At 57.5% G+C, this 13969-nt stretch carries 12 protein-coding genes; 7 read left to right on the forward strand and 5 right to left on the reverse strand.

Annotated elements, in window-relative coordinates:
* Nucleotides 1-248: 248 nt before the first annotated feature.
* From PuT2_RS09840 to PuT2_RS09850, 3 genes are read right to left on the reverse strand one after another with little or no spacing between them, the layout of a single operon-like run.
* Nucleotides 249-1547, reverse strand: a complete 1299-nt coding sequence (locus PuT2_RS09840; protein WP_093970881.1) for a putative Na+/H+ antiporter — start codon at nt 1545-1547, stop codon at nt 249-251.
* A gap of 11 nt (nt 1548-1558) precedes the next feature.
* On the reverse strand, nt 1559-2485 hold the full coding sequence (gene ubiA, locus PuT2_RS09845; RefSeq protein ID WP_370318041.1) for a 4-hydroxybenzoate octaprenyltransferase: 927 nt from the start codon (nt 2483-2485) through the stop codon (nt 1559-1561).
* Nucleotides 2482-3717: a PLP-dependent aminotransferase family protein gene (locus PuT2_RS09850; RefSeq protein ID WP_093970882.1), complete on the reverse strand. Its 1236-nt coding sequence runs from the start codon at nt 3715-3717 to the stop codon at nt 2482-2484. The genes ubiA and PuT2_RS09850 overlap by 4 nt, the downstream gene beginning before the upstream one ends.
* Before the next feature lie 250 nt (nt 3718-3967).
* On the opposite strand from PuT2_RS09850, the gene PuT2_RS09855 reads away from it, so the two are divergent.
* The 6 genes from PuT2_RS09855 to PuT2_RS09880 are packed head-to-tail and all read left to right on the forward strand — an operon-like array spanning nt 3968 to nt 9683.
* Nucleotides 3968-4273: an FmdB family zinc ribbon protein gene (locus PuT2_RS09855; protein ID WP_093970883.1), complete on the forward strand. Its 306-nt coding sequence runs from the start codon at nt 3968-3970 to the stop codon at nt 4271-4273.
* Nucleotides 4274-4279: 6 nt separating this feature from the next.
* Nucleotides 4280-4984 carry a DUF502 domain-containing protein gene (locus PuT2_RS09860; protein WP_093970884.1) on the forward strand — a complete coding sequence of 235 codons (705 nt, stop codon included), beginning with the start codon at nt 4280-4282 and terminating at the stop codon, nt 4982-4984.
* 53 nt (nt 4985-5037) lie between these two features.
* Nucleotides 5038-6834 (forward strand): aspartate--tRNA ligase, encoded by a 1797-nt coding sequence (aspS, locus tag PuT2_RS09865; protein WP_093970885.1) that lies wholly within the window; start codon nt 5038-5040, stop codon nt 6832-6834.
* A 22-nt stretch (nt 6835-6856) separates the two neighbouring features.
* A complete protein-coding gene (locus PuT2_RS09870) occupies nt 6857-7717 on the forward strand; it encodes an endonuclease/exonuclease/phosphatase family protein (protein ID WP_093970886.1) in 861 nt (286 codons plus the stop codon).
* Nucleotides 7714-8958 carry a cardiolipin synthase ClsB gene (clsB, locus tag PuT2_RS09875; RefSeq protein ID WP_093970887.1) on the forward strand — a complete coding sequence of 415 codons (1245 nt, stop codon included), beginning with the start codon at nt 7714-7716 and terminating at the stop codon, nt 8956-8958. Before PuT2_RS09870 ends, clsB begins: the two co-directional genes overlap by 4 nt.
* Nucleotides 8959-8978: 20 nt before the next feature.
* Nucleotides 8979-9683, forward strand: a complete 705-nt coding sequence (locus PuT2_RS09880; RefSeq protein WP_093970888.1) for a glutathione S-transferase N-terminal domain-containing protein — start codon at nt 8979-8981, stop codon at nt 9681-9683.
* A 34-nt stretch (nt 9684-9717) separates the two neighbouring features.
* Here PuT2_RS09880 and PuT2_RS09885 read toward each other — a convergent pair whose 3' ends face one another.
* Both PuT2_RS09885 and PuT2_RS09890 read right to left on the reverse strand, forming a co-directional pair.
* Entirely contained in the window at nt 9718-11139 is a 1422-nt protein-coding gene (locus PuT2_RS09885; RefSeq protein WP_093970889.1) for a GTPase/DUF3482 domain-containing protein, read from the reverse strand.
* A complete protein-coding gene (locus PuT2_RS09890) occupies nt 11126-12547 on the reverse strand; it encodes a DUF2868 domain-containing protein (protein ID WP_093970890.1) in 1422 nt (473 codons plus the stop codon). Before PuT2_RS09890 ends, PuT2_RS09885 begins: the two co-directional genes overlap by 14 nt.
* Nucleotides 12548-12808: 261 nt before the next feature.
* Between PuT2_RS09890 and PuT2_RS09895 the strand changes: the two genes are divergently transcribed.
* The gene (locus tag PuT2_RS09895) at nt 12809-13969 is read left to right on the forward strand and encodes an ABC transporter substrate-binding protein (protein WP_093970891.1); all 1161 of its coding nucleotides are present in this window, start codon (nt 12809-12811) and stop codon (nt 13967-13969) included.

Here is a 13969-nt window from a genome sequence, read left to right on the forward strand (position 1 = left end):
GTCCTAGCTTTATTCGGCATTGGCCTTGTGTGCTCTATTACCCTGTTTGTCTGGTTGGTTCGCATGCTGCGACGCGACCGCAAGAAGTAAGTGCCTGGCGCCTGCCCAAACGGTAACAGGCGTAGCACGGCCAAAAAAGTTGTCTAGTTAGGCGATTTTCAAGGCGGTGCGGTAACGACGCTGCAATTAAAAAGGCCTGAACCCGCGATAAAAGCGGGTTCAGGCCTTTTTGTGTTTGGTGCTTTGGGTTAGTTAAATGCCTGATGTGGCAGCAGGAAGAAGAATGCTGCAATAAGCGTGGGCACCAGGGCCGAGAGCAGCAATTTCAGGGGTGAAATTGCGCCGTCTGGGAATGTGTTTTTCAGGATAGCAAAGCCAGCCGGGTTGGGGGCGTTAGCAATGACGGTTAAGCCGCCGCCGGTTACCGCACCGGCCACCAGCATATAACGCCAGATATCACTGGTGCCTTCGACCAGAGACCCCAGGTAAGTGAGCGCAGCGTTGTCAGTAAGTGCCGTCAGTGCCGTTGCACCCCAGAACAAGACCGTGGGTGAGAGGCTGCCCAGGAGGTCTTGCAGCCACCATTTTTGAAGGCCACCCAAGACGACCAGCCCCGCCAGAAAGAAGCCGACCATCAAGCCTTCTTTGATGAGCAGCGGGTTCTGGAACTTGGGGTAGGCTGCCGCATAGCCAATAAACATCATGAGCAGGCCCAGGAACATCGCTGGGTGGTGCGCGGTAAGCACAATGGCTACCAGGAAGGCCAGGTGGATGCCCATGACCAGCGGTGGCGCAGGGGGGCGCTTTTCGGTGAAGTCGTTGGCATTGTTAACCCCCGAGCCGGTACCGATTTCTTTGGTGACCAGGTACTTGCGCACAATAAGGGTAAGCAGGGCGGCATTAAGGAACACTGCAGCTGCAGCGCGCCAGCCGAAGTGCGTCAGCATGTAGTAGGAGTCCCAGCCGAAGGTTTGGGCGACCATGAGCACGGGCGGAGCAGCATAGGCTGTGAGTACGCCGCCAATAGAGATATTGACGAACAGCACGCCCAGGGTGAGGTACTTGAACCCGGCCTGTTCAGAGCGTCGGAAATACGCATCGCGTAACAACAAGGCGGCCAGCGTCATGGCGGCAGGCTCGGTAATAAATGAGCCGGCCAGCGGCACCAGCGACATGGTGATGAAGAACATGGCGACTTCGGTGCGGATAGGCATCGCACGGGCCAGGCCGCGTACCAACAAGCCAACCAGATCAAGAATAGGCTTGCTGGCAGCGACCACCATAATGGCGAACACAAAAGCGGGTTCGGTAAAGTTACGCGAGTCGATATAGCTGATGGCCTCTGGCGCTCCGGCCGAAATCACCATAAAGACGATCAGAACGAATGCCCAGACACCGAAAACGGCCTCGACTTCGGCCAGCATGTGCCACAACCCCGCGTGCGGGCCATGTTTGTTGGCCAACCGGGCGAAAACAGGGACAGAGAACGTGTGAATAATGGCAACGGCAAACAGAAACGTTGCCAGCGTTTCAAGGAAAGATGGCATGGGTTTGACCTTTAGTTGATTAGGGTGCCGCCCAACGAGGCGACAATCAGTAATACACCCACCGTCATGTTCGACCGAAACAACATGAAGTTGCGGTCGGGACGGTTAAGGCTGAACACCCACATTTGCCAGGCAAGGTGAGCGGTAATGACTGCCAGGACCAAAAAATAGGCCCATGACAAATGAAGGGCAATGCCTGCGTACAGCCAAAGCAGCACAGTTGCCGCGTAAAACCCGCTGATCCATAGTTTGCCGTGCTCGCCAAAGCGCATGGCAGTCGACTTGACCCCTAATTTGAGGTCGTCGCGTACGTCGACATAGGCGTAAATAGAGTCGTAACCTACCTGCCACAGCACGGCGCCCACCCACATGGCAATGGCGGCCAGCGGCACGATGTTTTGGGTGTCGGACCAGGCCATGAGCATGCCCCAGTTAAACCCGATGCCCAGCACAATTTGCGGCCAATAGGTAAAGCGCTTGCACAGTGGGTAAACAATGACAATGGGGACGAGCAGCACGGCCAGCCAGCGGCTGTATTCGTTAACGGCAAACAGCAACAGGCCGCACACCACGAATTGCCCGAACAAAAACCACAGCGCATTCTTTAATGAAAGTTGTCCGCTGGTCAGTGGCCGAAAGCGCGTGCGCTCGACTTTGCTGTCGATGTCGCGGTCGAAGATATCGTTGATGGTGCACCCCACACCACGCATGAGCAGGGCGCCTAGCGAAAAGATAAAAAGGCGGAAAAGTGTAGGCCAGCCTTCGGCGGCTTGAACCAGTGCCGCCAGGCAAGGCAGAAGCGTTAACCAGGTGCCCACCGGCCTATCGAGCCGGCAAAGCCGGGCATAAGGGCCCCAGGCGGCCGGCAGGTAATGCGCCACCCAGTCATCGTGGCGCATATCGGATAGGTCGGGTTTTGGCTGCTGCGCGCCGCTCACGCTGCTTTGCTGATGGCCGTTTCGGCGATCAGGCGGCCGAGAATTTCAATGCCTTCGCGGATGCGCTCTTCGGAGACGGTGACGAAACTGAGGCGCATGGTGTTGCGTTTTGGTTCTGCACCCGCGTAGAACGGTTCGCCGGGAACAAAGGCGACGTTTTGCTTGATGGCCCGTTCGAGGAGCTCGTAGGCATTGATGTGCTCGGGCAGCGTGACCCAAATGAACATGCCGCCTTCAGGGCGCGTCCAGTGGGCGTCTTTAGGAAAGAACTGCTGCATGGCGTCGAGCATATAGCCGCACTGTTCTTTGTAGATGTCGCGTACGGCCGGCAAATGGAAGTTAAGGAAGCCGTCTTGAATAGCTTCGTAGACTGCCATTTGAGTGAGTGTGGCCGTGTGAAGGTCGGTGGCCTGCTTGATTTGCACCAGCTTCGAGATGATGGCCTCGGGGGCGACGATATAGCCCAGACGTAGGCCGGGTGCCAGTACTTTTGAAAAGCTGCCTAGCCGGATAACGGTTGCGCCGACTTCGCGGCCCAACCCCAGCAGGCCGGGCAGCGCTTCGCCCGCGTAGCGAAGATCACCGTACGGGTCGTCTTCGATGATGGGGACATTAGCCTGGGCACAGCGCTTAACCAACGCTTTGCGGCGTTCGAGGTTGAGCGTCAGACCGGTGGGGTTTTGGAAATTGGGCAAAGCGTAGATGAAGCGGGCGCCCGCAACGCGTTCGTCGGTCAGGCCCTCGGGGATCAGGCCGCGTTCGTCGGTGGGGACGGCAACGTATTCGGGCTCGAATAACGAAAAGGACTGCAAGGCACCGAGGTAGCTGGGCGCCTCGACCAGGACCTTGCTGCCCGGGTCGATGAACAGTTTGCCTAGTAAGTCGAGCGCCTGTTGAGAGCCCGAAACGATAAGGACCTGATTGATGTTGACGTCGGTGGCGCCAACGCGTTTCAGGTCTTGTGTGACCCATTCGCGCAGCGGTGCGTAGCCTTCGGTGGGGCCGTACTGCAGCGCGGTGCGGCCATTGTGGCTAAGTACGCGTTCGAAGGCTGCACTGATCGTGTCAACGGGGAACCCTTTGGCTGCCGGTAACCCGCCGGCAAACGAAATAATTTCGGGGCGCTCGGTCACTTTCAAGATTTCGCGAATCGTTGAACTGGTGATTTTTTGCGCACGCTGCGAAAACGTATAGGGTTGCGTGTTGGGGTTATGGGCGTTCGAGCTCGTCATCCCGCATTATTCCTAAAAAAGAGGGCGTTTAGCCCTTTAGAATACTTCAACTTTGGCCGAAATGCTTGTAACTTGGCCTAGTGCCCCCATCTATGGCGTGACAGCTTTGTCGGCCAAGCCGGCCAATCTGGGTAAATACCCGTAAAAAAAGCTAAAATCGCGTGTTTTAGGCTGCTTTGCTACAAAGCGGCCATGCGCTGGCGAAACTGCTTTTTCGCGGGCGTTCAAGTATTTTTCTGGGGTAAGTATTGTGCCTATTTACGCTTACAAATGCAGCGCCTGCGGCCATGCCGAAGACGTTTTGCAAAAAATTTCCGACCCGCTCTTAACTCAATGCCCTCAATGTGGGCAGGCTACCTACGCCAAACAGGTGACTGCGGCGGGTTTCCAGCTTAAAGGCTCGGGTTGGTACGTTACCGATTTCCGTGGCGGGGCCAATGCGTCGGGTGCCTCGGGCGCAGCGGCGCCCAGCGCCTCCGAGACAGCATCGTCATCCTCGACGGCAGGGACCCCTGCAGCCGCACCTGCGGCGGCGCCTGTGTCGTCGGCAACCTAGGGCCGCATGCGTACATTCAAACGCTACTTTATCACCGGGCTGCTCGTCTGGATCCCGCTGGTCATCACCTTGTGGGTGTTGTCTCTGGTGTTCACCACGCTTGAAAGCGTGGTGCCCCGTTTTCTCACCTCGCAATCCTTGTTTGGTATTCAGATTCCGGGCTTCCAGCTGCTTCTCGTTTTGTTGGTGGTGTTTTTTACCGGCCTGGCCGTGGCCAATTTTATTGGCCGTGCGCTGGTCGACCGCTGGGAACGTTTGCTGGGCAAAATCCCGTTGGTACGTTCCATTTATAATTCGGTCAAGCAGGTTTCCGACACGGTGCTGTCGCCTAGTGGTCAGGCGTTTCGCGAAGCTGTGTTGGTGCAGTACCCGCGCCAAGGTGCCTGGACCATCGCCTTTTTAACCGGTGTCCCCGGGGGCGAAGTGGCCGAGCGTCTGGGCGGCGATTATGTCAGTGTTTATGTGCCCACTACACCCAACCCAACGTCGGGCTTCTTTTTAATGATGCCTCGTGCCGACGTCCAGGTACTCGACATGAGCGTCGATGCGGCGCTCAAGTATATTGTTTCCATGGGGGTGGTGGTGCCCGGTGCATTAAAGCCCGAACTGGAAAGCGCTGTAATCAATGCGGTGCAGGCGGCAGCAGCAGTCGGTGCAGCAGCGGCTACGCCCGAACAGAACAATAATGGCAAACCGGGGTCTGATCACTAACAGACGCTGGCCGCCGACATCAAATTTTGAATATATAAACGGAGTATTCTTTCATGCGTACGTGCTATACCGGCGAGGTGGGTCGTGCCCAACTGGGCCAAACCGTCACACTGTTTGGCTGGGTGCATCGCCGCCGCGACCATGGCGGCGTCATCTTCATCGACCTGCGCGACCGCGCCGGCCTGGCTCAGGTCGTTGTCGATCCCGATAACGTCAGTGCCTTCGAAACGGCCGAACGCATCCGTAACGAATTTTGTGTGCGTATTACCGGCCTGGTGCGTGAGCGTCCCGAAGGCACGACCAATGCCGATCTGGCCTCGGGCGAGGTCGAAGTTCTGTGTCGTGAAATCGAAATCCTGAATGCTTCGGTCACGCCGCCGTTCCAGCTCGACGACGATAACCTGTCCGAAACGACCCGTCTTACTCATCGTGTGCTCGACCTTCGTCGCCCGCAAATGCAGCGCAATCTTATGCTGCGTTATCGCGTGTCTATCGAAGTACGTAAATACCTCGACAACCTGGGTTTCATCGATATCGAAACCCCCATGCTGACCAAGAGCACACCCGAAGGCGCACGTGACTATCTCGTGCCTTCGCGCGTCAATGCGGGCGAGTTCTTTGCATTGCCCCAGTCGCCCCAGCTTTTCAAGCAGATGCTGATGGTGGCTGGCTTCGACCGCTACTATCAAATCACCAAGTGCTTCCGCGACGAAGACTTGCGTGCTGATCGTCAACCCGAATTCACACAAATCGACTGCGAAACCTCCTTTCTGAACGAAGAGCAGATTCGCGAAATTTTTGAAGGCATGCTGCGTCACGTCTTCAAATCGGTCCAGAATGTCGAGTTGCCTGGGCAGTTTCCGACCATGACCTGGGCTGAGGCCATGCGTCGTTATGGTTCCGACAAGCCCGACCTGCGCGTCAAGCTCGAGTTCGTCGATGTCTCCGACCTGATGTCTGATGTCGACTTCAAGGTGTTCTCGGCGCCGGCCAACGACCCTGCTAGTCGCGTCGTTGCCTTGCGCGTACCCGGTGGTGCCAGCATGCCCCGTAGCGAAATCGATGCCTACACCAAGTTTGTTGGTATTTACGGCGCCAAGGGGCTGGCCTACATCAAGGTCAACGATGCGTCCAGCATCCCCGACGGCCTGCAGTCACCCATCGTCAAGAACATCCATAACCAGGCGCTTACGCAGCTTATCGAGCGTACCGGGGCACAAAGCGGCGATCTGATTTTCTTTGGCGCCGACAAAACCAAAGTCGTCAACGATGCCATGGGCGCGCTACGCGTCAAAATCGGTCATAGCGATTTCGGCAAGCAAAACGGCCTCTTCGAGGCTGGCTGGCAGCCGTTGTGGGTGGTTGACTTCCCCATGTTCGAATACGATCCGCAAGAAGGTCGCTACTTCGCAGCGCACCACCCGTTTACCAGCCCCAAAGACGGCCACGAAGAGCTGCTCGAGACCGATCCGGCAAGCGCGCTGGCCAAGGCTTACGACATCGTCCTGAATGGTTGGGAAATCGGCGGCGGGTCGGTACGTATTCACCGTGCAGACGTTCAAAGCAAGGTCTTCCGTGCGCTCAACATCGGGGCCGAGGAGGCCGCCGAGAAATTCGGGTTCCTGCTCGACGCCCTGCAATACGGTGCGCCGCCCCATGGCGGCGTGGCGTTTGGTCTCGACCGTCTCGTCACCATGATGACGGGCGCCGAATCCATTCGCGACGTTATTGCTTTCCCCAAAACGCAGCGCGCTCAGTGTCTGCTCACGCATGCGCCGTCGCCCGTCGACGAAAAGCAATTGCGCGAGTTGCACATTCGTTTGCGCAAGGCCGAGGCTCCGTCGTCTTAAACGACGTCGGGCCCTAACGACTATGTCGGTACTTCGGGTCGTCAGCTACAACATCCATAAGGGCCGCTCTGCCACGGGCGCGCGCGAGTCCCTTTCCCAGTTGCGTCTGGGGTTGTATGGGCTGCGGCCCGATTTGCTTTTTCTGCAAGAAGTGCAGGGGCGCAATCATCGGCAAAGCGTGCTCGACGCACAGCACGAATCGCTGGGGGCAGCCCTGGGCATGGACGTTTGCTACGGACGTAATGCCGTACGCACCCATACCGACCACGGCAATGCGCTGTTGTCGCGCTTCAGGGTGCTGAGCTACGAAAACGAAGACGTATCCGATCACCGTCTGGAGCAGCGCGGCTTGTTGCATGCTGTGGTGTCTATCAACAATACCGATGTGCATTGCATCGTGGTGCATCTGGGTTTGTTTGCTGGCGGTCGGTCTCGTCAGGTGCTGGCGTTGGTCGAACGTATCCGGCGGCTCGTGCCTGCCGATGCGCCTCTGCTTATCGCTGGCGATTTCAACGACTGGAACAACCGCCTGGCACCGTTGTTCGTCAAGCAGTTAAATTTATACGAGGTCTTTTCGGTCGCGCCTCATGCGCCGCATACGGGTCCTTTAACCATGCCGGCGCCGCTTAAGGCCTTGGGCCAGTCGTTGCGCATGTTGGGTGGCAGCGGCGGGTTTGGCGGGCGTCCGCAAGAATTGGGTGTCGACGGCATGGCGCGCACCACGCCGCCGCCGCGTACGTTTCCTGCCGCTTTCCCGTGGTTCCGGCTCGATCGCATTTACCAGCGCGGTTTTGCCGTGCGTACGGCGCGAGTGTTGCATGGCAAACCCTGGTCGCAGTGGTCAGACCACGCGCCCATATTTACCGAGCTTGAGTTGCCTTGAGCAAGCCTGGGCCAGACCGCTACCCGGATTTTGTCCGTTGGCGCTCAGGCAACGAAGTGACACTGCTGCAGAACGGCGCCCAGTATTTTCCGGCGCTGTTTCAGGCCATAGACGGTGCGCGCTTCAGCATTCACCTCGAAACTTACATTTTCAATCTTGATGACACCGGCCTGAAGTTGCTGGCGCATTTGCGTGCGGCCTGTGAGCGTGGGGTGCGGGTGCGCGTGGTTGTCGATGGCTTTGGCAGTGCGCCCAATGCCGAAGCCATCGGGCGCGAGGTGACGCAAATGGGTGGGCGCTACCGGGTATATCGTCCGGAGCCACAGGGTATTGAGTTTTACCGCTTCAGTTTGCGTCGTTTGAGGCGCCTGCATCGCAAGCTGGTGGTCATTGACCAGAGTGTCGCCTTTGTGGGCGGCATCAATGTCCTGGACGATCTGGTCGATGTGCCTGACGACGGGCATGGCCCCGAGCCGCGTTTCGATTTTGCCGTTAAAGTGCGCGGCCCGATTGTGCAAGACTTGTTCAAGGCGCAAAGCGACTTATGGATGCGCATGGCCTGGCGGCATCGCAGCGATTGGGCTGCGTTTTACAAGCGGGTCAGGCGCTGGCGCCGAAGGCGTGATGTTGCCTTGGAGCAGCGGTCGGGTCCGGTGCCTGGTGGCGTGCGTGCCGCCGCGCTGTTTCGAGATAACGTCCGGTTTCGCAAAGCCATCGAGTCGGCTTACATTGGCGCCATTTATCGGGCACGGCGCGATATCCTGATTGCTAATTCTTACTTCTTGCCGGGGCGCGCGCTGAAAAGAGCCCTGCAAGATGCCGCGGCCCGTGGGGTGTCTGTGCGTTTGCTGTTGCAAGGTCGGTCTGAATATACTTTGCAGTTCAGGGCGTGCCGCAGCATGTATGGCCGATTGCTCAAGCATGGTATTCGTATTTATGAATACATGCCCAGCTATTTGCACGCCAAGGTGGCCGTCATCGATGATCGCGCCATGGTGGGTTCGGCTAACATGGACCCGTTCAGTTTATTGTTGGCGCGCGAGGCCAATGTCTACGTAGACGATGCGGGTTTTGCCGCGCAACTGTGCGAACGGCTCGAGGCTCAGTTGCAGGTCAGTAGCCAGCACGTTACCCCGCTGGTCTACGAAAAGCGGTCATGGCTGACAATATTTCTTGATGCCTGTGCGCATCGCTTGTTGCGTCTGGGCGTTGCCCTGACAGGTAAATCTTCCGAATACTGATTTTTTATCAAAGGTTTTTCATGTCTGATCTTTCTGCGTTTCCCATTACCCAAAAATGGCCGGCTGCACACCCCGATCGTATTCAGCTGTATTCGCTACCCACGCCTAATGGCGTCAAAGTGTCGATCATGCTTGAAGAAACGGGTTTGCCGTACGAAGCGCACCTGGTCAGTTTCCAGACCAATGACCAACTGACGCCCGAGTTTGTCTCGCTGAACCCGAACAACAAGATCCCCGCCATCATCGACCCGGCCGGCCCCGGCGGCAAGCCGCTGCCATTGTTCGAGTCGGGGGCTATTTTGGTGTATTTGGCCGAGAAAACGGGTAAGTTTCTACCCACTGATCCGGTGCAGCGCTACACCACCTTGCAGTGGCTGATGTTCCAGATGGGCGGTGTAGGGCCCATGTTCGGGCAGTTGGGCTTTTTCCATAAGTTTGCCGGCAAAGATATCGAAGACAAACGTCCGCGCGATCGCTATTTAGCTGAAACCCGGCGTTTGCTGGGGGTTCTGGATAAACACTTGGCAGGGCGTCAGTGGATCATGGGCGATGATTACACCATTGCCGACATGGCGACCTTGCCCTGGGTGCGCAGCCTGATGCAGGTTTACGAAGCTGCCGATTTAGTCGGCATCAGTGATTTTCCTGAGGTCTTGCGCGTGCTGGACGTCTTTTTGGCGCGACCCGCGGTGCAGGCGGGCCTGAACCAGCCACCGCGCAGCTGATACCCCCGCTGGTGCGGGGCATGCCAGGGTTAGGTCAAGGCGTGTTGGATAAGCTGGCCGCCAGCCGCTCAACCAGGCGCTGGCGCCGCACCGATGTTTCGTAGTGGTCGTCGAGTGTTGACCATTGCGGGTTGCTGCGGGCCTCTTGAATCGTTTCAGGCAGGCGCGAGTCACTGAATCCGTTGACGCGTTCAATATCAATGGTGATCGGGTCTCGTGCAGCATGACCGCGTTGCTCTAGTGCGGCGATCAGGGCCATTTGGCGGGCTGCCAACAGTCTGATGACATTATCATCGACAGAAATTTCTTGGTAGCCGAGCAGTTTTGCCAGCAGGCGTTTGCCGAAGCGATCTACTCCTTGCCAGGCGCCGCCGACTGCGGCGCCGATCATGGTGCCGGTGCCCAGGCTGAGACCGGCACTGAGCAAGTCAACCGTCAGCCCCGCTGCTGCACCTGCTGCTGCACCTTTGCTGACCTCAATACCTGCTTCTTTAAGGGTTTGGGGGCTGAATAAATCCATGCCCCAGCGCTCACCTTCAAGCGGTAGGGCATGCTGCAGGAAGTCTTCGCGACGAAAGTTGTAGTGCTTGAGCAAGGCTTGCAGGCAGGTTTGCTCGTGGCGCCGGACCAGGTCGCGCAACACTTGGGTAGTTTCTTCGACGGATGCACTGTCTGCTTTTGTGCTGACACGCAGGGCGGCAACATCGACCAGTAGCTCGGCCAGCAAGCGGTAGGCGCCTTGGCGGCGTGCGTGCCGTTGCGCCTGAATATTGGTTTTCAGGGTAGTCAGCAGTGCGGCGTGGCGGTCGAGTAAAACGCCTAGTTTTTCGTAAAGCTGGTCTTCGCCGTCGAGCGAGGGGGCAACCGTGTCGAATTCGACCATGGCATGCAGATTCAGGCGACCCAGGCCCTCACGCCACTCATCGACACGTTGGTACTTGTGCTGCGTAAAGTTCAGCACTGGCAAAATGGGGCGCCCGCAAGAGGCTAGTATGGCCAGTTCTTCTTTGTGCTTGCTGAGCATCGGGTCCCGGGTGTCGATGACGTATAACGCGGCATCGCACTCAAGCAATTTTTTCAGGACACGCGCCTCTTGCTCGAAGCGGCGCCGGCTCTCAACCGAGTCCAGGAAGCGGTCGACCCGATCGAAGGCGTCCAGGCGCTCTTCGCGTGGACAAAGGCGATCGATGTAGTCTGACAAACCGATGGCGTCTTCGATGCCCGGTGTATCAAAGAACTCGATGACCGGCGTTTCGTCGATGAGTAGCTGTATGCCTTCGACGTGGCGTGTGGTGCCGGGGCGGTCGCTGACTTCACCGAAGTCGGGGTTGCGTGTCAGTGAGCGTAGCAACGACGTTTTACCGGTGTTGGTATGACCAACCACGGCAATGCGCAGCAGAACGTCGGGCGTCGGTGCCGGGTCGGTGGGCGGCTGTGCGATATCAGTGGTTGCCATGCGGGGTGCTCTGGGTAGTGCCGGTTTGAGCCGTCAGGCTTGCCGGCCCGGTGTAAACGCGGGCGCTGTCAAAGCCGACGCGCTCAAGGTTTGCTTGCCATAGTGTAGTTCGATTGTTTTCAGGCATTGTGTCAGGCAGCAAAATCAGCACATGAAATTGTTTGCAGGTTTGGGCCAGCGCTTGAAAGTAAAGCAAGGTGCCGCGGTCGGGTGTCAGGCGGCCGTCGCAGGCCGCAATCAGGTGGTCATACTGTTTTGATTCCAGCGCGCTCAGCAGCGCGCTGCGCTGTGCGCGGGTATCGACACGTCCGAGGTCGGCGCCAATGTTTTCCAGGCCTGACGGCGGCCAGGTAATGTCGTTGGGCAGCTCAATGGCCACCAAGGCATTATGCCCGCCAGGCATTATGAGACCAGCCTGGCTGCTTTCGCCAGAGTTTGTTGCTAAATCAGGGGCAGGGGCGTCGATACCGGTGTTCAGGCTGCCGGGCATGAGGCGCGGCTTGAGCTCGATGAACCCGGGCAGTTCGGTGTCCAGCGTAAGAAGCTGCATTTGCCTTCGCCAGGTGACGATGCACGCCAGCAAGGCCAATAGCCTGGGCAAAAAGCCGTATACGACGACAACGCCCAGCAGCCATTGAGACCATAACGGCCCTGCGCTGTTGTTCGCAGGCAGTGCGCCGGCCATGCTTTGTGCCACAACGGTGTCGGCGGGTATCGGGAACCCGATCAGCGAGGGTAGTCCACCGAACAGATGCGTAATAACGGTGAACGCTTCGGGCGCCAAGAGCGTCGTTTCCCACTGGAAGACATATTGTCGTGCCGACAGTAGTGCCAACAGGGTGACGATGGTCGAGACAAAAACAATGCACCAGACAGCGTGGGTCAGGATCCCCAGCAGCGGTTTGAGCCCGTGGCTACGTTGCAGCGTTGCGACTAGCGCCTGGCCGATTGCCGCGCTTTGCGGTGTACGCGCCATGCGCGAGGTCATCCATAACCAGACCGCGCCCATTCCGCTGGCGTGCGATGAGGATGCGACGGTGCCAACCAACCAAAAGACAAAGGTCAGGGCGTGTAGCCCCAACAGTACAGCTATTGCCAGCATCAGGTTGACAGGATGGCTGCCGTCACCCAATGCGCTTGCCGCCAGCCCCGCGCCGGTCAATATTGCGGTAATCGCAAGCAGTGCAAAAGCCAACTTGCTTAGCGTCTGCCAGTGTACGAATGTCGTTTGTATGCTTTCGCGTTCGGCCAACGCCTGGGCGCGGGTGATCAGGCGCTGGGCAAAATTGCCCCCGCGCCCAAGTGCGCGCGCCACGGGTGCGGCGTCGTCCAGAGCGCCGTCGCGCAGTTCTTTGATGCGCAGCGTTTCGGCCAGCCATACAGCGTTGAACGATAGCGCGTCATGCATGGCGGGCTCCGGTCAGGCTTAGGTGAAAACCCCGAGTCGGGCTTGAAATGAAAACCATAAATAGGCGTTGAGCAAGCAATAGCAAGGGGGAATATTAGGCTGGCCGTCGTACCGACGTCCAGTCGATAGAGAAAGCCCTATTTTGTTGGGGTCTCAACTAGTTGACTTACCAACTAGTTTGAACTTAGACTCAGTGCACGTGAGACGCGTAAGGGCCCGCAGAGGCCGACATCCGCTCACCCTAATAATCAAGGAGACAAAATGAAAGCACTACGTTTAGGTGCCATCGCACTGATGGCTGTGTCGTTGTCGGGTTTTGCGCAAGCCGAAACCGTGAAAGTCGGCATTATTGCCCCGTTTTCCGGCCCCTTTGCACACTACGGCAAATTGTTCAAAGATGGTGCCGAGTCATATCTTGCTCAGCAAGGCGGCAAATTTGGCGGTCACGATATCCAGATTATTTATCGTGATAGCGGCGGCCCCAACCCGGGCGGCACTAAAACCGTAGCTCAAGAACTGATTGTGAATGAGCGTGTCGATTACCTGGGCGGTCTGGTGTTTACCCCCAATGCCATGGCGGTTGCACCGCTTATCCAGCAGTCCAAAACCCCCACGGTCATTTTCAACGCGGCAACATCGTCCATCAACACCAAGTCCGACTATTTCGTGCGCACGTCGTATACCTTGTGGCAGGTGACGGTGCCCATCGCACAATGGGCCAAAAAACAGGGCATTACCAAAGTCGTGACTGCAGTCATGGATTACGCGCCTGGCGTAGATGCCGAAGCCGCTTTCAAGGATGAGTTTGCCAAGCAGGGGGGCGAGGTCGTTGAAAGCATTCGTATGCCGCTCAACACCAACGATTTCAGTCCGTTTGCCCAGCGCATCAAGGCCAGTGGCGCGCAGGCCGTGTATGTATTCCTGCCCGGCGGGCCGCCTAACCTGGGTTTTGTAAATGCTTACAACCAGAATGGTTTGCGTGAAGCCGGTATCCAGTTTCTGGGCACTGCCGAAATGGATGAGTTCGACTTGCAGAAGTTTGGCGATGCTTCATTGGGCTTGCTGACCTCGTTCCATTATTCGGCTGATCACGACTCTGACGCCAACCGTCAATTTAAAGACGCCATGAAGAAACAGGCGGCCGATGCATTGGCCAACTACGCTTCGGTGGGGGCATACGACGGTATGCGCGTGATTCAAAAAATGGTTGAAGCCACCGACGGTAAAAAAGACGGTGAAAAGGCCATGGCAGCCATTAAAGGTTTTGAATGGGAAAGCCCACGCGGCCCGGCAAAAATCGACCCCGATACCCGTCACATTACCCAGAACGTTTACCTGCGCAAAGTCGAGCGTAAAGACGGCACGCTGGTTAACACAGAAATCGAGAACTTCGGTCCGCAACGCGACCATGGCTTGAAGTAA

Source organism: Pusillimonas sp. T2 (genome assembly GCF_002236805.1).
GTDB lineage: Bacteria > Pseudomonadota > Gammaproteobacteria > Burkholderiales > Burkholderiaceae_B > Neopusillimonas.